The 20738-nt window shown below is 54.9% G+C and carries 19 protein-coding genes, 1 tRNA gene and 2 pseudogenes; 8 read left to right on the top strand and 14 right to left on the bottom strand.

Annotated features, from left to right (window positions below):
- Positions 1-9 precede the first annotated feature (9 nt).
- Complete coding sequence (gene purB / locus C1J03_RS15245; protein ID WP_114887366.1) at positions 10-1314, bottom strand: adenylosuccinate lyase; 1305 nt, start codon at positions 1312-1314, stop codon at positions 10-12.
- Between the two features lie 153 nt (positions 1315-1467).
- On the bottom strand, positions 1468-2682 hold the full coding sequence (locus C1J03_RS15240) for a bifunctional alpha/beta hydrolase/OsmC family protein (protein ID WP_114887365.1): 1215 nt from the start codon (positions 2680-2682) through the stop codon (positions 1468-1470).
- 171 nt (positions 2683-2853) lie between these two features.
- Between C1J03_RS15240 and C1J03_RS15235 the strand changes: the two genes are divergently transcribed.
- Positions 2854-4008, top strand: a complete 1155-nt coding sequence (locus tag C1J03_RS15235) for a trans-sulfuration enzyme family protein (RefSeq protein WP_114887364.1) — start codon at positions 2854-2856, stop codon at positions 4006-4008.
- Between the two features lie 189 nt (positions 4009-4197).
- Here the strand turns inward: C1J03_RS15235 and C1J03_RS25775 are convergent, their stop codons facing one another.
- The 5 genes from C1J03_RS25775 to dddP all read right to left on the bottom strand — a co-directional run bounded on the left by C1J03_RS25775 (position 4198) and on the right by dddP (position 8802).
- Positions 4198-4956, bottom strand: a complete 759-nt coding sequence (locus tag C1J03_RS25775) for an HAD-IC family P-type ATPase (RefSeq protein WP_254694060.1) — start codon at positions 4954-4956, stop codon at positions 4198-4200.
- The gene (locus C1J03_RS25770) at positions 4953-5435 is read right to left on the bottom strand and encodes a P-type ATPase (RefSeq protein WP_254694059.1); all 483 of its coding nucleotides are present in this window, start codon (positions 5433-5435) and stop codon (positions 4953-4955) included. The genes C1J03_RS25775 and C1J03_RS25770 overlap by 4 nt, the downstream gene beginning before the upstream one ends.
- Positions 5330-5935 (bottom strand): hypothetical protein, encoded by a 606-nt coding sequence (locus C1J03_RS25765; protein ID WP_254694297.1) that lies wholly within the window; start codon positions 5933-5935, stop codon positions 5330-5332. The genes C1J03_RS25770 and C1J03_RS25765 overlap by 106 nt, the downstream gene beginning before the upstream one ends.
- A 349-nt stretch (positions 5936-6284) precedes the next feature.
- Positions 6285-6956 (bottom strand): VPLPA-CTERM sorting domain-containing protein, encoded by a 672-nt coding sequence (locus C1J03_RS15225; RefSeq protein ID WP_114887363.1) that lies wholly within the window; start codon positions 6954-6956, stop codon positions 6285-6287.
- 505 nt (positions 6957-7461) lie between these two features.
- Positions 7462-8802 (bottom strand): dimethylsulfonioproprionate lyase DddP, encoded by a 1341-nt coding sequence (gene dddP / locus C1J03_RS15220; RefSeq protein ID WP_114887362.1) that lies wholly within the window; start codon positions 8800-8802, stop codon positions 7462-7464.
- Between the two features lie 114 nt (positions 8803-8916).
- Between dddP and C1J03_RS15215 the strand changes: the two genes are divergently transcribed.
- Positions 8917-9636, top strand: a complete 720-nt coding sequence (locus tag C1J03_RS15215; protein WP_114887361.1) for a heme-dependent oxidative N-demethylase family protein — start codon at positions 8917-8919, stop codon at positions 9634-9636.
- A gap of 1 nt (position 9637) precedes the next feature.
- On the opposite strand, the gene C1J03_RS15210 is transcribed toward C1J03_RS15215, so the two are convergent.
- The 4 genes from C1J03_RS15210 to C1J03_RS15195 form a co-directional block, all read right to left on the bottom strand.
- Complete coding sequence (locus tag C1J03_RS15210) at positions 9638-10441, bottom strand: lytic murein transglycosylase (RefSeq protein ID WP_114887360.1); 804 nt, start codon at positions 10439-10441, stop codon at positions 9638-9640.
- A gap of 183 nt (positions 10442-10624) precedes the next feature.
- Positions 10625-12031, bottom strand: coding sequence for a type I glutamate--ammonia ligase (gene glnA, locus C1J03_RS15205; RefSeq protein WP_114887359.1), 1407 nt, complete (start codon positions 12029-12031; stop codon positions 10625-10627).
- Between the two features lie 34 nt (positions 12032-12065).
- Positions 12066-12404, bottom strand: a complete 339-nt coding sequence (locus tag C1J03_RS15200; protein ID WP_114887358.1) for a P-II family nitrogen regulator — start codon at positions 12402-12404, stop codon at positions 12066-12068.
- A 456-nt stretch (positions 12405-12860) separates the two neighbouring features.
- A complete protein-coding gene (locus C1J03_RS15195) occupies positions 12861-13382 on the bottom strand; it encodes a Hint domain-containing protein (RefSeq protein ID WP_114887357.1) in 522 nt (173 codons plus the stop codon).
- Between the two features lie 184 nt (positions 13383-13566).
- Between C1J03_RS15195 and C1J03_RS15190 the strand changes: the two genes are divergently transcribed.
- The 5 genes from C1J03_RS15190 (at position 13567) to C1J03_RS15170 (ending at position 17246) form a co-directional block, all read left to right on the top strand.
- A tRNA-Leu gene (locus C1J03_RS15190) sits at positions 13567-13650 on the top strand.
- A complete protein-coding gene (locus tag C1J03_RS26100) occupies positions 13616-13960 on the top strand; it encodes a DUF6538 domain-containing protein (RefSeq protein WP_368073901.1) in 345 nt (114 codons plus the stop codon). Before C1J03_RS15190 ends, C1J03_RS26100 begins: the two co-directional genes overlap by 35 nt.
- A 90-nt stretch (positions 13961-14050) precedes the next feature.
- Positions 14051-15298, top strand: a complete 1248-nt coding sequence (locus C1J03_RS15180; RefSeq protein ID WP_114887356.1) for an IS256 family transposase — start codon at positions 14051-14053, stop codon at positions 15296-15298.
- A 181-nt stretch (positions 15299-15479) separates the two neighbouring features.
- The gene (locus C1J03_RS15175; protein WP_114887355.1) at positions 15480-16703 is read left to right on the top strand and encodes an integrase; all 1224 of its coding nucleotides are present in this window, start codon (positions 15480-15482) and stop codon (positions 16701-16703) included.
- 183 nt (positions 16704-16886) lie between these two features.
- Positions 16887-17246, top strand: coding sequence for a hypothetical protein (locus C1J03_RS15170; protein ID WP_114887354.1), 360 nt, complete (start codon positions 16887-16889; stop codon positions 17244-17246).
- A gap of 106 nt (positions 17247-17352) precedes the next feature.
- Here the strand turns inward: C1J03_RS15170 and C1J03_RS15165 are convergent.
- Together C1J03_RS15165 and C1J03_RS15160 are read right to left on the bottom strand one after the other, a co-directional pair.
- Positions 17353-17556, bottom strand: a pseudogene (locus C1J03_RS15165) (hypothetical protein); the annotation flags it as partial.
- Positions 17557-17831: 275 nt separating this feature from the next.
- Entirely contained in the window at positions 17832-19079 is a 1248-nt protein-coding gene (locus C1J03_RS15160; RefSeq protein WP_114887352.1) for an IS256 family transposase, read from the bottom strand.
- Between the two features lie 115 nt (positions 19080-19194).
- Here C1J03_RS15160 and C1J03_RS15155 point away from each other — a divergent pair.
- Positions 19195-19494, top strand: a pseudogene (locus C1J03_RS15155) (STAS/SEC14 domain-containing protein); the annotation flags it as partial.
- Between the two features lie 156 nt (positions 19495-19650).
- Here C1J03_RS15155 and C1J03_RS15150 read toward each other — a convergent pair.
- Positions 19651-20706 carry a YeeE/YedE family protein gene (locus C1J03_RS15150; RefSeq protein ID WP_114887350.1) on the bottom strand — a complete coding sequence of 352 codons (1056 nt, stop codon included), beginning with the start codon at positions 20704-20706 and terminating at the stop codon, positions 19651-19653.
- Positions 20707-20738: the final 32 nt, after the last annotated feature.

Here is a 20738-nt window from a genome sequence, read left to right as displayed (position 1 = left end):
GAAAGTTCATCAATCGCCGAACACGCGGGCGAAAATCGTATCAACATGTTTTGTATGGTAGCCGAGGTCGAATTTCTCTTCGATCTGTTCGGCACTCAGGGCGGCCAGCACTTCGTCATCCGCCAAAAGTTCGGTTTTGAAATCCTTACCTTCTTCCCAGACCTTCATCGCGTTGCGCTGAACCAGCTTATAGCTGTCTTCACGGCTGACACCGGCCTGTGTGAGTGCCAGCAAGACCCGCTGCGACATCACGAGGCCGCTGAACTTGTTCATATTGGCCAGCATGTTGTCAGGATAGATCAGCATTTTGTCGATCACGCCGGTCAAACGGTGCAGCGCAAAATCAAGGGTAATCGTAGTGTCAGGACCAATCGCGCGCTCAACCGAGGAATGCGAAATATCGCGTTCATGCCACATCGTGACATTTTCCATCGCTGGGATCACAGCCATTCGGATCGTACGAGCCAGACCGGTGAGGTTCTCGGTCAAAACCGGGTTTTTCTTATGCGGCATCGCAGAGGAGCCTTTTTGACCGGCCGAGAAGAACTCTGCGCCTTCCAATACTTCGGTGCGCTGCATGTGGCGTACTTCGGTGGCAACATTTTCGATGGAGCTGGCAATCACCCCAAGGGTCGCAAAGAAGGCTGCGTGGCGGTCGCGCGGGATCACTTGGGTGCTGATTGGTTCGGGCGACAGACCCAGCTTGGCACAAACGTGTTCTTCGACAGCAGGATCAATATTTGCAAATGTGCCTACTGCCCCTGAGATCGCACCGGTGGCAATTTCTTCACGCGCTGTCTTGAGGCGGCGCAGGTTGCGGTCCATTTCCGCGTAAAAACGCGCGAAAGTCAGACCCATTGTTGTAGGTTCCGCGTGGATGCCGTGGCTGCGGCCCACACGAAGGGTATCTTTATGCTCCATCGCGCGGCGCTTGAGGGCCGCCAGCAGCAGATCCAAATCAGCAATCAACAAATCAGCGGCGCGGGTCAGTTGGACGTTAAAGCAGGTGTCCAGCACGTCTGATGATGTCATGCCCTGATGCACAAAGCGTGCCTCGTCGCTGCCGACATGTTCGGCCAGATGTGTCAGAAACGCAATGACGTCATGTTTGGTCACTGCTTCGATCTCGTCGATGCGGGCCACATCGAATTCGACGTCTTTGGCTTTCCACACCGCATCAGCGTTTTCGCGTGGGATTACACCCAGATCGGCCATGGCGTCGCAGGCGTGTGCCTCGATCTCGTACCAGATGCGAAACTTTGTCTGGGGGGACCAAATCGCAACCATATCAGGACGGGAATAGCGAGGGATCATGGGCATGCACCTTTTTGTGACTGTTATCGGAGGTCACGGGCGCAATAGACCGCTGGGTGGTGAAGGACAAGTCGCGAGCCTGCTTGATGGGGCATTTTACGCCGTTCCCAGCGTGGCGTGCGGCCAGAGCGCGCCTAGACGCTCTGCCGAAAATCAGGGGGCGAGTTCTGTGACAACCTCAGAAGCGCGCTCTAATGTGCGGTGAACTGGACAGCGGTCTGCGATTTCCAACAGCCGAGCGCGTTGCTCGTCCGTGAGGGCACCCGACAGGCTGATCCGACGTTTCCACGTGTCGATTTTATCGCCGGAGCCGGTTTCCGCATCCTGTGCATGGACCTTGTTGTGGCTGACATCCACGCTGACATGTTCCAACGGCCAACCTTTGCGGCGGGCGTACATACGGATGGTCATCGACGTACACGCCCCAAGCCCCGCAGAGAGAAACCCATAAGGCGACATGCCACGATTGGTCCCACCATAGGCCAGCGGTTCATCGGCCAACCCGTGGTGCAGCGGCCCTGAGGTGACATCCTGGAGGAAACCCGCACTATCCGCTTCAGATACCCGCACAATGCCCTCAGGGGCACCGGGGGGCGGTGCAGGCGGCTTAAGCGGTACATAGCGCCCCGCCCAGGTGGCAATCACGTCAGCGGCGTATTCAGCATCCTCAGCGCGCGAAATCAGATGATCGGCATTGTCGAGGGTAACAAAGCTCTTGGGGTGCTTGGCCGCGAGAAAAATCTCGCTGGCGTTTTCAACGCCGACGATGCTGTCGTTGGGGGCATGCAAGACCAGAAGCGCCGCGTCGAGTGATGCAATAGCAGGGGCCAACGCCCCGGTCGAAACATCTTCGATGAACGCTTTGCCGATCTTGAAAGGCCGCCCACCAAGCGATACCTCGGCGACGCCTTTTTCCTTAATCTCCGGCAATGCGTCCGCAAAGTTATGGGTCACATGCCCAGGATCAAACGGCGCGCCCAATGTGGCCACCGCACGAATGCCAGGCAATTGTCCCGACGCCTTAAGCACCGCAGCCCCACCAAGGCTGTGGCCAATAAGCAAACTAGGCGCAAAACCACGCCCGCTTAGATAGGTGCAGGCCGCAATCAGATCACTGACGTTCGAGGTGAATGAGGTATTTGCAAATTCACCTTCGGAATGCCCAAGCCCGGTAAAGTCAAACCGCAGCACCGCAATGCCCATACCCGCAAGACGGGCTGCAATACGGCGTGCAGCTGGGATGTCCTTGCCACAGGTAAAGCAATGCGCAAACAGCGCTGTAGCCAGATGGGGTCCATCAGGCAGATCAAGCCGTGCTGACAGCTGGCTGCCATCATGGCCGGGAAAGGTGACGCGCTCGGTTGGCATTGGGGAATCTCCGCTTGTTAACACCAAAGTGGGAGATCAACGCAGTCAGGGCAAGGGGATGACATGTGTCTCACGACGGTGTGACGCTGGGGGCCCGCATCATCTCGTGTTTGCACGTCACTGCTGCGCGGCGTACCAAAGCACAAAGAACCTCGGAACGGAGTGCCTCAGATGCATGACAAACCCCAACCCAAGCTTAGACCCGCCACTTTGACTGCCCAAGCTGCAGGTGCCGTAGACGCCACAACCGACGGCGTTGTGCCTGCCGTGCATCCCGCGACGACATTTATACGTGATGAAGACTACGAGACGGGCGCGCAAAACAATACGTACCTGCGGTCGAATGCACCTAACGGGCGGATGGTGGAAAACCTGCTGGCCAAATTGGAAGGTGCCGCAGATGCGATGGTTTTTCCGTCGGGGATGGCCGCTGTTGCTGCCGTATTTCGGACGGTGCCAAGTGGGGCTGCGGTGTTGGTGCAAAGCCAGATTTACTGGGGCACCACCGCTTGGATTCGCGCCTTTTGTGAACGGCGTGACATTACACTGATTGAGGTCGAAGCCTCTGATACGGCGGCCTTTGGCGCGGCATGTGACGCCCACCGCCCGGCACTGGCGTGGATCGAAACACCGTCAAACCCGTGGCTGCGCAGCGTCGACATCACCGCCTGCGCCGAGGCCGCACATGGGGTAGGGGCCACATTGGTCGCTGACATGACGGCCGCTACCCCGGTGTTGACACAGGCCTTATCTTTTGGGGCCGATGTGGTCATGCATTCAGCGACCAAAGGGATCAACGGGCACTCAGACGTACTGGCCGGCGCATTGGCCGTTGCCGACGCAGAAAGCGCCTTGTGGCAAGCCGTGCGGGCCGATCGTGATATGGCAGGTGCTGTCTTGGGCCCGTTTGAGGCTTGGCTGTTGTTGCGCGGCATGCGCACGCTGCCTTTGCGGGTAGAACGGATGTCGACCAACGCGCTGGCCCTTGCGCAGTTCTTGGAAGATCACCCCAAGGTCGAGCAAGTTATGTACCCCGGATTGCCTAGCCACGAGGGCCACGTGGTTGCCTTGCGGCAGATGACGGGCGGCTTTGGCCCACTCCTGTCCTTTGTGGTGCGGGGCGGGGCAACTGCGGCGCTGGGCGCGGTGGGACGCTTGCAGCTCTTTCACCGGGCGACGTCACTTGGTGGAGTCGAAAGCCTAGTGGAGCACCGCCATACGATCGAGCCGCACACTGGGATCCCCGAAGGATTGCTGCGTCTGTCCGTCGGGATCGAAGATGTACGCGACTTGCAAGATGATTTGGCACAGGCGCTGGGCCAGTAGGATTACGGGGTTGGCCTTAGAGAGTTAAGGTTGGCTGAGCCGCCGGGTTCTTTGCAGGTCCCAGTGCCGTACCCGCCCACCGTAAGCGTAGCGCGTTGGATACGACAAACACACTCGACAACGCCATAGCCCGAGCCGCTAGCATGGGTGATAAAAGCGTGCCGCTCCAAGGGTAAAGGATACCTGCTGCTACCGATAAAGCGTGACATCATAAGCAAACGCCCAGAACAGGTTCTGGCGGATGTTGCGCATGGTGGTCCTGCTGATTGCAAAGGCCTTGACAACACCGGTGGTGTCGCCCGACGTCAACACGACATCTGTAGTTTCAATCGCTACGTCAGTGCCAGTTCCGATCGCAATGCCAACATCGGCCTGGGCCAACGCTGGGGCGTCGTTGGTGCCGTCACCAACAAAGCCAACCTTGCCGTTTCGCTGCAGCTCGATGATCGCCGCGCGTTTGCCGTCTGGCATGACGTCGGCCACAACGTCGTCGATCCCAAGCGCGTGCGCTACCGCATCTGCCGTCGCTTGTCCGTCCCCCGTAATCATAACGACCCGCAGGCCATACGATTTCAACGCATCAACAGTTTGCCGCGCGCTGGGCTTGACCGGATCAGACACACCTACGATGGCAGCGATCTTACCATTTTGCGCAACATAAATTGCCGTTTGCCCGGCCGATGCCAATGCCTCAACCCGTTTCTCAAACTCTCCAGTCTTTATCCCCTCTAAGGTCATCAAACGCGCGGCATCAATCAGCAAATCCTGACCTGCGGCGTGCGCTTTGATGCCCATGCCAGCAAGCGCCTCAAAGCTGTCAGGCGCTGTGATCGGAGGGCCTTCCGCCATGGCCGCATCCACAATTGCTCGGGCGATGGGGTGCTCAGATTGTGCTTCCACGCCGACAACCGCGCCCAACAACGCGTTGTGGTCGACGCCGTCGCTCACCTCGTTGTCAGCGTAGGGTGACCGATCGTTTGGGCACCGGTCCTATCCAAAGCGATCACAGCGATGTCCTGCAGGCCTTGTAGCGCACCACCCTTGCGAAACAGCGCACCCATCTCAGCCGCGCGCCCAGTCCCCACCATGATCGATGTCGAAACCGCCAATCCCATGGCGCAGGGGCAGGCGATGATCAGCACTGCAACACCGGCAACCAACGCTTGGCTCAGGGCAGGGTCACGGCCTACGCGGGTTGCGCGAAAGACCAGGGCATCCATGCCATTGACTGTACCGCCTGTGGCCTCCGTGCCAATTATTTTTTCGACCGGAAGAGGCTCTCCGGTGATCATCGCCTCGTCGACCCAGCGTGTCCCCAACGTCACGGCGCCATCCACCGCAACGCGGTCGCCGGGGCGCAGATGGATAAGATCATCAACCGAAATCTCTGCGATGGGCAGGGCGGTAATCTCGCCGTTTCGTTCCACCCGCGCCGTTTTGGGGCGGAATCTGGCAAGATTGCGGATCGCCTCGCCAGTGCGACCTTGGCGCGCGCCTCAAGGAAACGACCGAGCAGGATGAGCGCGACAATGACCGCTGCGGCTTCGAAATAGAACGCGCGCGAGGGGGCAGGCAAAAACCCTGGCAAGAACGTGGCGACGGTGGGAAATGCATAGGCCGCTCCCGTACCCAACGCGACAAGCGCATTCATATCAGCGGCCCCACGTCGCAGTGCGGGAACCCCCTTGGCAAAGAACATGCGGCCTGGACCAATTAACACAAGCGTAGTCAGCAAGAGTTGCACAATCCAAGAGCTTTGCATGCCGATGCCATGAGCAATCCAATGGTGGAATGCAGGAATCACATGCCCGCCCATTTCCAAGATAACGACAGGCAACGCCAGTGCTGCCGCCACACTAAGGTCATGCCGTAGTACTTTGATTTCGAGATATTTTCGAGCGCCCCCGTCCTGTCCATTTTTCTGCAACTGGGCCGAATATCCACGCAGCCGTGGCCGCCTGTGCGATCTGCGAGGGTGTGATCACCCCATCGATATAGGACACCTTCGCCTGACCAGGCGCGAGGTTCACACATCGCGCAAACCCAGTAACTCTGCCAATGATCGTTCGACCCGGCCCACATGGGACGCGCAGGACGTGTCATCAATACTAAGTGTCCTGCGGCTTGTTTTGGGTCAAAATCTGCTCCTGCGATAATGTGTGTGGTCTACTCAGATACGGGGGGGCGTTGCTAGAAGGTCATGACCTTCGGTGCAGAATGAAAAGGCCCCGGCATTGGATGCCGGGGCGCTAGGGTCGTTGAATCGAAGAGATTGATCAGGCTGCGCGTCGTTTGCGGCGGGCTACAGCGAGGCTGCCCAGGCCGGCCAACAGCAGCGGAAGTGCAGCAGGCAATGGCACGGGTGAGGGGTCAACAGGTACGTTCAATACAGAAGGGTCGCCCGTTACATGCAAGACCGATGGATTGCCGTTGGCCGCGGCGTAGATCAGGTTGAAACGGCCACCGGAAAAGTCAAATGCATGGTTGACAGCAACCGTCGGCGACGGGTGATTGACCTCAAGCACGCGATTATCATAGAGGCGAATGCCATCATCATGACGAATGTTGCCGGCAAAAGCGCCAAGACCCATTGCTGCAAAATTAAAGAGCGTAGTATTTTGGAACGTCGGCGTGCTGAGGATCAAACCGCCGATTGCATCGGTAAGGCCGGTTACGGCTCCACTGCCTGACGCGAAAAAATTTGCGATCGTCGTGGTGCTGCTGTTGCCGCTGCTAAGGCCAAAATCTAGTGCGCCTGTATAGGTTACTGTGGCATCTATATTATCTAGCAAGTGATGGAGCGTTGCACCTGCTGCGCTGCGACTGCCGCCAGCGTTATAATTTGCGATATCAACGGTGAACGTGCCGCTGAGTGTCGCAGATTGCGCTGCTCCGGCGAAAATACCGATGGCCAATGTGGTGGAAGCGAGAATTGCTTTAAAAAACATAGCTTTAGTCTCCGTGCCGAAAGGGCAATACTGATTAACTTAAAATTGTGCAGGATCCGGGGGGGTGGATCCTGCACATAATGTGATGAAACGGTGTGAAACGTTGGGATCATCAATTACGGTTATAATGTGTCACGAGCTTCAAATAAAATCATTTAAGTTCAGATAGTTGATGAATTTCGGACAAAAGGGGCTAGCAAAGCAACATTGTCCGTTGAAACAGAACAATCTCGCCGTTTTGGGGGTTTTATTTTTGAATGTCCCGTTTGGAGGGAATTTTTTAGATTGAATTAAGGCAAATTGATCTGTGGAACGATGATCAGTTCACTCGATCCGTGCTCGACTGTCGTAAATCCAGAAACAGACCTGTCCCCCAGCGGGGCCCTCTCGGCGACTGAAAGGCGAAAACTAGGCCAAATTATGGCAACATCAAGGCTCAGACGGCATTGCGATTCTCACGCAGCGCGGGAATTTAGGTCCTAGTCCGATCAACTAAGAGGTTGATTCAGCCGCCCATCAGGGCAGAATCAAACGGATATTTGGTTAAATTCTCAAACCCGTCTTCGGTCACCAATACCTGATCCTCAAGCTTAATTGAGAAATCCGCGCCCTCTTCGGAAACCAATGCCTCAACACACAGAACCATGCCAGGCTCGAGAGGATAGTCATACGATCCCTCAATCGCTTTGTCAGGATAACGCACCAACGGCCACTCATCACACAGGCCCACGCCGTGCATTAAGCAACCGTATTTCTGCTTTTGAAACTTGGCATCCAGCACATGGGTGCCTGCAGTCAGTTCCGGGATCATCACACCAGGGCGCAGCATCTCTGCGTTGCGTTGGATATGCTCGACACCGTGTTGCATGGCATAGACCATGTCGGGGCGGGGCTTATCGGGTCCGATCCACCAACTGCGCGAGATGTCGACGCAGATACCATATGACCCCACCAGATCAGTATCAAAGCTGATGATCTCATTGGGTTGGGTGATGCGCGGGCCGCATTCTTGAAACCATGGATTGGTGCGCGGCCCCGAAGACAACAAGCGCGTCTCAATCCATTCACCGCCCCGTTTGATGTTCTCGGCATGTAGCACGGCCCAAATGTCATCCTCTGACGTTTGACCATCGCCTACTTGAGCGCGGGCGAATTCCTCCATCTTACGTATTGATGTCTCGCAGGCGTGGCTGGCACAGCGCATCGCATGGATTTCATCAGGTCCTTTAACCGCGCGCGATTTCTCGGTGACTTCTTCACCATCCATGACCTCGAACCCTAACCGTTCAAGCGAGCGCAGGCCGTGCAACATGATTTTGTCAACGCCTAGGCGCGAGTTGCCGCCGCCATGCTCGTCAATCAGGTCGCGTACTTCTGCGGCAAAAACATCGGCAGCCTCGCCAATCTTGTCGCCGCGATCAAAGTAGAAGAAGTCAGCGCCTGTGCGTTGTTCACGGACCAATGGATTAAATGTGCTCAGAAACGGCGAACTTTTGTAATCCCAGATCACCATATACCCGTCGGCGCACAGCAAAACGGCACGGAATGGGTTATGCGTGTTCCACAGCTGCATGTTGGTGCTGTCAGTGGCGTAGCGGATGTTGAGCGGATCAAACATCAGCACGCCGCCATAATCGCGGTCCACCACGTGTTGTGTCAGCCGCTCCCAACGGAAGCGCCGCATTGCTTCGAGGTTGGGCAGGGTCAGCCCGGCTGCTTCCCACTCGGCGAAGGCAAGGCGCGTCGGCCCGATTTCAACACGGTTCATGTCATTGGGCGACCCGTCGGGCAAAAAAGCCCCCTTGTCCGGATCAATCTTGCGGGTGTCGCTGTAATGTTGGTTCATCGTGTTTGCCCTTCCTCGGCTTACCCAATCGTGGCGCGGAATGACGCAGCAAAATATCCAGTTAGCGACGTGTTTTGGGGTCGTTTTCGTCAAAATCCGCAGATACGACAGGGAATGGATGCAATTTTTCAAAATGCGCTGCCGGCCGAAATGGATGGCACCCCCGGATTGCCCGGTGTTGCCCCTTGCGGTCCAGAGGACTGGCTGCGCTTAGATGACGCCTATGCCGGGCAGATGGCTTACCGTGCTGCGTTGTTGTCTCAAGATAGGTCTTCAGTGCTGTGGTTGGATCCAGACGCTCTAGCGGCCGCTGTTGAGGTTCTCGAAGAGGCGTTAACCCTGCTGCCCGCGCTTGGGTTTGTCTGCGATGCTCAGGGGGTGACCTGTCCTGATGGACGCCGAGTGATGATCGACATGACCGATCCGTTGGGCACTCTGGGCTTGCTGGTCCAAGAAGACATCTGCCTGATGCAAAAACGCGGCGATGAACACGTGCTGACAGGGGCGGTGCTGTGCTTTCCGGCAAGTTGGCTCTTGTCGGAAAAAGTGGGCCGGCCGCTCACGGGGATCCACGATACTGTCGATGAATACGGACGCGACCTTGCCCGCCGTGTGCAGCGATTGTTTGATGGCGTACGGGTTGGCAAGCCAATGTGGCGCTTCAACTACTTGACCTATGCGGACGCAGATTTGCACCAGCCGTTATCAGTGCTGGCCCATCGCGAGATTGAGGACGATCACCCGTTCATCCGCGCCGAACGCCAGTGCATCTTGCGTCTGCCACGCACTCAGGCGGTTATTTTCTCAATTCATACCTATGTGGTGCCGCGCTAACTTAGCCGTCGATCTTGGCTCCCATGATCGCAATGGCTTGCTGGTACACGGTCGCCGCGTTCCACTTTTTGATCACTTGAAAGTTTGGCTGCCCTTCTTGATAGCCTTGGCCTGGCTTCCACCCTTTCTTGCGCAGGAAATTGGCGGTCGACGCCAATGCGTCTGTCTGGTTGTACAGATCCACACGCCCGTCGCCGGATGCATCCACCCCGTAGCGCAACGCATTGCCAGGTAAGAACTGTGTGTGACCCAGCTCGCCATGCTTGGCACCCTTGGTGTTACTATTGATGCTGCCGCGATCAACCAGCATGAGCGCGCCAACCGCATGGGGCACAAAGAACGCTGAGCGGCGGCAGTCATAGGCCAGTGTGGTGATCGCAGAGACAACCGCCGAGTTCCCCATAAACCCCCCAAAGGCGGTTTCCATTCCGTGGATGGCCAGCAAGACGCCAGCGGGCACACCGTATTGGCGCTCAAGCGCGGCATAGAAATTCGCATTCGCCGCTTTGCGCGAGCGGCCTTTGTTGATGATCGTATTGGCACCGCGCACCTGCATGAATTTGTCCAAGGTGTATTTGAACGACTTTTGGTTGCGGTCTGCTTTGATCGTGCCCGTAGCATAACGCGCCTGCGCCAAGGCATTGAGGCCGGGCTGTTTTACGCCAGCCGCTTTTGCTTCGGCAGCAAAAGACGCTTTCCACGCGTCAAAGCCGCCCGCGTTGTTCCCACATTGCGCCGCAAGGGCAGGGGTCGAAAAGATAATTGTCGCAGTTGTGGCAAGAACGGCAGAGCGAAGAAAACCCATGAAATAGACCTCAGATTGGTAATGCTATGTGGCTGCCGGTTAGTTTAGCCAGCGTTGCCAGACATGCAAACATCAATGCGCAACAACCGTTAGAGAGCCCCCGCAGAGGTTTCGAGGGGGCGACATGTAAAAAGAGCGCCCCAATGTGGGACGCCCTTCGAGGTATTGGATTTTAGGTGCGGCTTAGCAGCTGTAGTACATGCCAAATTCAACAGGGTGCGGCGTGTGCTCGTACTGGTGAACCTCTTCCATCTTCAGGTCGATATAGCCGTCTACCTGGTCTTTGGTGAACACGTCACCGGCCAGCAAGAAGTCCATATCTTTTGTCAGCTCGTCGAGTGCTTCGCGCAAAGACCCACAGACAGTTGGGATGCCGGCCAGTTCTTCGGCAGGTAGATCATAGAGGTTTTTATCCATGGCTTCGCCGGGATCGATTTTGTTTTTGATGCCGTCAAGGCCGGCCATCAGCAACGCAGCGAAACACAAGTAAGGGTTGGCTGCCGGATCGGGGAAGCGCGCCTCAACACGTTTTGCCTTGGGCGATTCAGTCCATGGGATCCGGACACAACCCGAGCGGTTGCGAGCAGAATAGGCACGCAGTACGGGCGCTTCAAAGCCAGGGATCAAACGCTTGTAGCTGTTTGTCGCCGGGTTGGTGAAGGCGTTCAGCGCTTTTGCATGGGTCAGGATGCCACCAATGAACCACAGGGCTTCTTGGCTTAGATCGGCGTATTTGTCGCCTGCAAAAATCGGCTTGCCGTCTTTCCAGATAGACATGTTCACGTGCATGCCAGACCCGTTGTCGCCGTAGATCGGCTTGGGCATGAATGTCGCGGACTTGCCGTAAGCGTGCGCCACGTTGTGGATCACGTATTTGTACTTCTGCAGCTCATCAGCTTGTTTGGTAAGGCTGTCAAAGATCAAGCCAAGTTCGTGCTGACAGGACGCCACCTCGTGGTGGTGCTTGTCAACCTTCATGCCAAGACGCTTCATCGTCGAGAGCATCTCTGAGCGAAGGTCTTGTGCTTCATCGATTGGGTTAACCGGGAAGTACCCACCTTTAAGACCAGGGCGGTGGCCCATGTTGCCCATCTCGAAATCAGCATCCGTATTCCACGATGCGTCAGACGCATCAACTTCGTAGGATACTTTATTGATTGTGTTGGAGAATTTCACGTTATCAAACAAGAAGAACTCGGCCTCTGGACCCATGTAGGCCACATCACCAATACCGGATGACTTGAGGTACGCTTCAGCCTTTTGAGCCGTGCCGCGAGGGTCACGCTCATAGCTTTCGCCTGTGTCAGGCTCCACGATTGAGCAGTGCACGCAGATCGTCTTTTCCGCATAGAAAGGATCGATATAGGCACTCGACGCATCGGGCATCAGTTTCATGTCTGAAGATTCAATCGACTTCCAACCAGCGATGGAAGAGCCGTCAAACATGAAGCCTTCTTCGAGGAAATCCTCGTCCACAAGATCACAATCAACCGTGACGTGCTGCAGCTTGCCGCGCGTATCGGTAAAGCGGATATCGACGTAAGCGATGTCCTCATCTTTGATCTGTTTCAGCAGGTCCTTGTTGCTCATGGCGATGTCCTTTTAGATTTAGCTTTGAATTTGTTTACAGCGCGTCCGACCCGGTTTCCCCGGTCCGAATGCGAATTGTTTGTTCGACAGGCGAAACGAAAATCTTGCCGTCGCCGATTTTTTCGGTTTTGGCGGCGTTCACGATAGCCTCAATGGCGGCGTCAACTTGATCATCGTCCAACACAACTTCGACTTTCACCTTTGGCAGAAAGTCGACGACGTATTCGGCTCCTCGGTATAGTTCGGTATGGCCTTTTTGACGGCCGAAACCTTTGACTTCAATTACGCTAAGGCCTTGAACGCCGACTTCTTGTAGCGCCTCTTTAACCTCATCGAGCTTGAATGGCTTAATGATTGCCTCGATCTTTTTCATAGTGCCTCCAGTTGCGCTGCGCGCGTCACATTTTGGTCATTTCATTTTGGGTGTTCGGGGTCCATCAGCCACCGGTAAGCTGGCCAGTAGGGACGGCTCATACCACCCTTATTTGCACACCCTTTGAGCTATAAGCTTAAATTATGTGCGATACTGAATCAATTTGAAGGGCAAATTAGGTTCTGGTGGGCGGCAGGGCCCCCCATCGAAGCTTGCAGCTGCTGATTCTGGCCGTTTCGTACATTTGCGATCTGGCAAAACTCGCCTAGCAAGGCACGTTGTATTTTTTCGCCCAGTAGTGGGGCAGGGCAGTATCTCTTGGATGCTGCATTCGACGCTACAGACTATGGAAATTAATCAGGGCAGGCTCTTAGAGGTTAAAGGTAACCTGACCAGCTTGTTATTCCAGGTCAAAACCGCATTTGCATCTTGGATCGTAGGCAATATCCGCGCAGCCTACGCCGCGTTCAGCACATCGCCTCGTGCGTGCATGGCGTCCGCAGTTCCAAGCTCAAGCCCGTCCGCATAGATGATATGTGGCCCGTCGCAGAAAAGTTGAAAGACCGTTTGTTCGATGTAGCCCAAATCTGTGATGAATTCGCCGTCCACCAGTGTGCGTGCGGCAACTAAAGCGCGATCGACATGAAAAATACCTTGGGCACGCCAGTCGCGGATCAGACACATCTGATCGCCGGCAAGCAAAGCATCGTGTTCTGGGCGGGTATCGCCCAACGATCCCGCGGCAAAAGATATGGTGCGCACGGCGCGCGTGCTGCGCTGAATATGCTCGACCTTTGCAATGCCGCTGTCGCGTGTGATGATTTTATCGCCAACACTCAGGAATTCGACCGGGATTTCCCCGTCGAGGGTCAGCAATATAGCGCCGCGCAGCAACCCCGTATCAAGGGACGCGTAAGATTGATATCGGCCCGCCTGCGGATTCTGCCCGCCAACGCGCCCGACCGTTTTCGGTTTCATGGGCGTCTCTTTCTTGTCTACCTGCCTCAGGTAACCACGATATACGACAATACCCCCTTAATGTCGCGTGTTTTTTGCACCTAGGACAGGATGTGGTAGGGCCACAAGGGTGCAAAAAATGACAGGCTAAAGCCACAAGATCGGCTTGCATCCCGCGCTGTCACCACCTAAGGACGGCGTCAGTGCGGGTGTGGCGGAATTGGTAGACGCACTTGGTTTAGGTCCAAGCGCCTATGGCGTGGGGGTTCGAGTCCCTTCACCCGTACCACTCTATCCCTTTGAAAACAAACAAGCCCCTTGCTAACAGGGCTCAAAGTCCGTTCAACGGTTACAACCTTGGTTACAATCGAGTTTGGAAAATGGTCGGAAAAGTCAGGCACCTAGTAAATCGGTCAGGCCGGTATCATGCGCGACTAGTTGTCCCAAAAGGACTGCGAAAAATTATAGGTAAAACGGAACTGCGGACCCCATTGGGCGCAGATTACCGCCAGGCGATAAAGCTTTTGCCGGGTTCGGTGACACAGCTTCAGCACATAATTGCTTTGGCCGAGCGTAAATCAGGGCAGAGCTATGACTGAATCTGGTGTTTGGGGGATTTGAAGGTTGGCGGCGTATCTGGTTGATTTGTTGTTGCGAGACAGCAGCCCAACCGAAGGAGATACACCACCATGGAAACGACTAACATTGTTGATTTTTCGCGTCGAGACGGGATCACGGACGCGCTGACGGATTTATTGAGAACAGGAGCGCAGCAATTGATCGCAACAGCCGTTGAAGCTGAGCTTGAAAGCTATCTGTCTCAGTTTACCACCGCGCGCACTGAGGCCGGTCATGCGACTGTTGTGCGCAATGGGCATCATCCCGAGCGCCCGTTCCAAACGGGCATCGGCCCCGTGAACGTGCGCATTCCCAAGGTTCGCTCAAAAAACGGCCAGCCCGTGACATTCCATTCGGCCCTGGTGCCACCGTACGTGCGCAGAACCAAAACGTTGGAAGCGGCCTTGCCATGGCTGTATCTGAAGGGCATCTCCAGCGGTGAAATGGGCTCGGCTCTCAAGGTTCTTCTGGGCCCTGATGCGGCGGGATTGTCGGCAAATACGGTCTCACGGCTCAAGCGCGATTGGGCCAACGAATACGGCGAGTGGAGAAAGGCAGCGTTGGACGATGAGCCCTTGGTCTACATCTGGGCTGACGGTGTCCACAGCGGCCTTCGGGGCGAGGATGACAAGCTCTGCGCCCTTGTGATTGTGGGGGTAACAGCCCGTGGCAAGAAGCGGTTCTTGGCTATTGAGGACGGGGTGCGCGAGTCCACGCAGAGCTGGCGCGAGGCTCTCCTCAGCCTCAAAAGCCGGGGAATGAACGCCCCGAAACTTGCTATTGGAGATGGTGCCATGGGGTTCTGGGCCGCCATAGATGAAGTCTATCCTGAGACCCGTCATCAACGCTGTTGGCAACACAAAACTATGAATGTGCTCAACTGTTTGCCCAAGCTGTCTCAGCCAAAGGCCAAAGCTGCGATCCACAACATCCGGCAGGCTGAGACCAAAGATGATGCGGGCAAGGCCTTAGATTTGTTCATCAAAACCTACGAACCCAAATACCCCAAGGCGACGCTGTGCCTGCAAAAGGACCGCGAGGAACTCATGGCATTCTTCGACTTTCCAGCACAACACTGGCAAAGCATCCGCACCAGTAATCCAATTGAATCCGCCTTTGCCACGATCCGTCATCGCACCAAACGATCAAAGGGCTGCCTCTCACGCGACGGCATGCTGCACATGATGTTCAAGCTGGGGCAATGCGCCGAGCAAAACTGGAGGAAACTACGCGGCTTTGACTACCTCGCCAAAGTCATCACCGGCGTCGCATTCAAAGACGGAATTGAAGCCACTGAAAACAGCCAGATCGCCGCATGACCAGAAACCCTTAAACACCAGATTTGACAATAACTCATCAGGGCAGGGGAGAGCGCAGACCGAAACGGCGCGATACTCTCTTGCACCGGATCAATTGGCCCTTCGTCATTATCAGCAGCGCCTAGCGTTTGACGAAGAACTTCGAAACGATCCACGTTACGCGCAGGTGAGTATAGACGACATGCTTGTGAAGCGCTTGCGCGAAGCGATTGCAGGGCGTGCCAGTAACGGAGAACTGCAAGATCTGATCGGCAATGAAATTGAGCGTTTCCGTGCCGTTGGGAACCTAGATGCACTACAAGGTAGTGACGAATGGCGGGTGATCGCCCGCGCGATGTGCCTAGCTGAGTATGAGGCGCTTGAGCGTGTCGTGGAGCGTGACGAAGGTGACTATACGGGGGTGATCAAGGCGCAGATTCTTAAGGATGCTGAGCTACAGGTCGAGCTGACTTTGCCAGTGAGCCTTACCGACCTTTGGGATGACTACCTGAAGAGCCGCATGCAGGCAGGTTTCATGCGTGACAAAGGGCAAAGGCAACGTCCGGTCATCGACAGTCTGCGCAAATTTCTGAAACAAAACGATGCAGCCCGAGTGACAAAGAAAGATCTTCTTTCCTGGCGAGACATGTTGATGCAAACACTCACGGCTAAGACGGTCAACGACATTTACCTGTCTGCGATGAAATCGGTTTTTGCTTGGGCTGTTGAGAATGACAGGCTGACCGAAAATATTGCGGCAACTGTAAGGCAGCCCAAACCGCGCAAGGTCTATGGCCGCGAAAGGGGATACACCGCTGCGGAGGCCGAAACGGTTCTGCAAGCATCGCGTTCATATGAAGCAACGCCCGATGAGCAGGGGCGGGTGCGCGAATCCGAGAAGATGGTGAACGTAAAGCGGTGGGTGCCGATCATTTGTGCATTTACCGGCGCACGAGTGTCCGAGATTATCCAACTGCGCAAAGAGGACGTGACGCAAGTTGGGGGCCTCTGGATGTTTCGGATCACGCCTGATGCGGGGACCGTGAAGTCAGGTGGCTATCGCGATGTGCCACTACATCGTCAAATCGTTGAAGAGGGCTTTGGAGAATTTGTTGCATCAGCGCAACCTGGCCCGCTCTTTCACAACGCGACGGAGCAGGAAAAGTTCAGAAGCGCTGCCGTTATCGTTTCGAATAAACTGTCCGACTGGCTACGTGTGAGCGGTCTGCGACCCGAGGGGTTACAACCAAACCACGCATGGCGACATCGTTTCAAGACGTCGTGCCGGGAGCTGGGAATCTCTGACCGCGTTGCGGATGCAATCCAAGGCCATGTAGGCAGAACCGCCGCAGACCATTATGGGGATGTGACAATCAAGACGAAAGCGGACGCGATTGAGAAGTTATCGGAATACCGGCTGAGATGAGGCGCGACAATGGAAGAGCAGAAAGAGCCACTCTATCTGTCTCGTGAAGCACACGTCAGAAGTCACAAAACATCGTTAACTTAGAAATAAAAATATGTCGAATTTTTGCAGAGCGCGCTCAGATTAGGGATGAAACAACTTACAACTCAACGGTATGTCCACTTTTGGAATCAAGGAAACGATATGAAAATCACAGCATTAGTCGCAGCACTGATCATCGGGGCAGGTAGCGTGTCAGCAGAGACTCGTAACGAAAGGATGCTCGAAGGTATCAAGGTGATGTGTGAGGCTCATGCCAATATATCCCGTGGTGTCATTGATGATCATTATCAAGGCTTCCCGATGACAACTCGTGCTCCGGAATTAGACTTCTCCAAGATGGGTGAGTATACGTTCGAGAGGAATTTATTTATGCAGATGATTGTAAACGCCTATGAGCTACCTCTAGTTGATGACTACGGGGCCAGAGTAGAGCAGAAATCTAAATTCTGGGACAAGGCTTTACTAGATTGCTACGAAGCAGCATATCCGTATTTAGACTGATCGCCGGAGCATTCAGCATTTCAGCATAGAAAAAGCCCCAACCAACTAGGGTAGGGGCTTCTTTCGCTTTTTAGCTAAATGGCTTTTTAGCTTTTAGAAGATGAAGTCATCGGCTGTGATGATCACTCATGTCGATGTTTTCAAGGCGAATGGTGTTACCGTTGCCGTCACCAATCATCGTGTCGCCTGTGCCGGTTTCCCACATGTAGGCGGCATCGAACGCATCCTTGCCAGATAGCTGACCCAACCCGTCCAACGCCAGCGGTGTGCTATTCATTTTGGCAGCGGTTGGCTCAAGCGCAATTTCGGTTGTGCGCCAACTTCAACAGATCTTGACCTAGGCGGAAAAGGGCAGCTTCATTGTCCTTGCAGAGACTGGTTCGCATTCGTCTGACAGCACCTGAAAAATGAGTTGGAGAAAAAAGGCTTAACGGTTGAATGCCCAATGATGCATTCTGCAATTGATCTGGAGTAAGATGAGGTAACTAGATGATAGAGATTGAACACAGCAAAAGTGGAGCATGTATCACGCTGCGCGCCTCAGGAACGGAGTTATTGTCAAATCTGGTGTTTAAGGGTTTCTGGTCATGCGGCGATCTGGCTGTTTTCAGTGGCTTCAATTCCGTCTTTGAATGCGACGCCGGTGATGACTTTGGCGAGGTAGTCAAAGCCGCGTAGTTTCCTCCAGTTTTGCTCGGCGCATTGCCCCAGCTTGAACATCATGTGCAGCATGCCGGCGCGTGAGAGGCAGCCCTTTGATCGTTTGGTGCGATGACGGATCGTGGCAAAGGCGGATTCAATTGGATTACTGGTGCGGATGCTTTGCCAGTGTTGTGCTGGAAAGTCGAAGAATGCCATGAGTTCCTCGCGGTCCTTTTGCAGGCACAGCGTCGCCTTGGGGTATTTGGGTTCGTAGGTTTTGATGAACAAATCTAAGGCCTTGCCCGCATCATCTTTGGTCTCAGCCTGCCAGATGTTGTGGATCGCAGCTTTGGCCTTTGGCTGAGACAGCTTGGGCAAACAGTTGAGCACATTCATAGTTTTGTGTTGCCAACAGCGTTGATGACGGGTCTCAGGATAGACTTCATCTATGGCGGCCCAGAACCCCATGGCACCATCTCCAATAGCAAGTTTCGGGGCGTTCATTCCCCGGCTTTTGAGGCTGAGGAGAGCCTCGCGCCAGCTCTGCGTGGACTCGCGCACCCCGTCCTCAATAGCCAAGAACCGCTTCTTGCCACGGGCTGTTACCCCCACAATCACAAGGGCGCAGAGCTTGTCATCCTCGCCCCGAAGGCCGCTGTGGACACCGTCAGCCCAGATGTAGACCAAGGGCTCATCGTCCAACGCTGCCTTTCTCCACTCGCCGTATTCGTTGGCCCAATCGCGCTTGAGCCGTGAGACCGTATTTGCCGACAATCCCGCCGCATCAGGGCCCAGAAGAACCTTGAGAGCCGAGCCCATTTCACCGCTGGAGATGCCCTTCAGATACAGCCATGGCAAGGCCGCTTCCAACGTTTTGGTTCTGCGCACGTACGGTGGCACCAGGGCCGAATGGAATGTCACGGGCTGGCCGTTTTTTGAGCGAACCTTGGGAATGCGCACGTTCACGGGGCCGATGCCCGTTTGGAACGGGCGCTCGGGATGATGCCCATTGCGCACAACAGTCGCATGACCGGCCTCAGTGCGCGCGGTGGTAAACTGAGACAGATAGCTTTCAAGCTCAGCTTCAACGGCTGTTGCGATCAATTGCTGCGCTCCTGTTCTCAATAAATCCGTCAGCGCGTCCGTGATCCCGTCTCGACGCGAAAAATCAACAATGTTAGTCGTTTCCATGGTGGTGTATCTCCTTCGGTTGGGCTGCTGTCTCGCAACAACAAATCAACCAGATACGCCGCCAACCTTCAAATCCCCCAAACACCAGATTCAGTCATAGCTCTCAGGAACGCTTGTCCGCGCTGACTTTGATAGGGCGCTACCTGAGATCGAGAACGCGATGGTGTTGGCAAAGCACCCTCTGAAGCTGTTGGTTCGCCTAGAAGATTTCCACGGTTTGGAAATCGGGGCATTGTGGGAGGAACTGAAATTTGGCATCGAACACATTGGTAAAATTGGGGCCATCGCAGTAGTGGGCAATACGAAGTCGGAAGAATTTGGGGCATGGTTGGCGTCATTGTTCACAAAGTCTGAGATGCGGTATTTCAGTTTTGACAGTGAAAACGAAGCCCAAAACTGGTTGAAGCTGAGCTAGCAGAGCAAAGTCAAGTTACGCAGCAAAAACGCTAGACGGCGCATTTCCCCCATAAATTGTCTTAATGTGTCAAGTAGCCAAGAGTTCGGATAGTGGCATGTTAGTAAGTCGGATTGGGAATAAATGAGCCTATCTTCACACTTAAAAATACAATTGCTAGACAGATGGCGCGAAGCCAAGAATTAGTTGTCTTAGCCCAATAGCAGCACCGCCCATGATGCTAAGCAAGGTTATCGGGGCGCTAAATGACAACACTGAAAACGCCGATAGCCCTTGACCGATGCTACATCCAACGGCCACGACCGCACCTATGCCCATAAGTACAGCACCAAGAATCTGGCGGCGTAACTCTCGAGGATCATCACAGGATTCCCAGCGAAAGTGACCTTTGATCAGGCTTCCAATGAATGCACCCAAAAGAACGCCACTGACTGAGCCTGTTCCAAAACTGATGGAATTTCCTGAAGAGGTCATTGCATATAGAATTGTTTCGCCAATCGGTGCAGAGAACGTATGGCTGACGACTGAGGTCGCGTCAAAACCGTTGCTCGCTACCCACTGTGTGCCGGCCCAACCTGTCACTATTGCAAGGCCGGCTACAGCACCCCAAAAGATATGGCTCACGGAATTACGAAGACGGCGGCTGAGTAAGGTTGCGATCAGAATGACACATCCAAGCACTATCCCAGTCGTTTCGATAGAGGCTCCACTCGCCTGGGCCAGTGTATGTGCAAACGTCGGTGTATTGGTGGCCTCCTGGGAGCCCCCAAAAATCCATACCCGCAGTCCTGACAAAGGCCCGCCCAATGTCATGTAGGCAGATATTCCCATAATCAAAACGATGAGGAGCGAGCGTAAATCTCCGCCACCCGCTCGGGCCAGAGCGCCATAGCCACAGTTGCCAGCAAGTGCCATGCCGTAGCCAAAAACCAAGCCCCCTATAATGCTCTCAAATGGGTTCCAGCTTCGTGACAGATAAAGGGTTTGCTGTAGGTCAAGGAAACCAAAAGAAGAGAGCGCAAAAGTACCGATGACTGATACGCCAATGGCAATCCCCCACATGCGCAATCGCAAGGGATTTTCACCATAGTAGAGGTCTTCTATTGCCCCAAGTGTACAAAATCTGCCGAGGCGCGCAGCGAGCCCTAACAGTATACCTCCAAACAACCCGAAAAGCGCTACTGCAACTGGCTCTGAAACAAAATCAAGCATGAGATCGGTCTTTCATACGGTGCGCAATTGAT

The organism is Sulfitobacter sp. SK012, from assembly GCF_003352085.1.
In the GTDB taxonomy this organism is placed as follows: Bacteria; Pseudomonadota; Alphaproteobacteria; order Rhodobacterales; family Rhodobacteraceae; genus Sulfitobacter.
The sequence above is the reverse complement of the archived record's forward strand: the minus strand, read 5'-3'. Positions and strand labels throughout refer to the sequence as shown.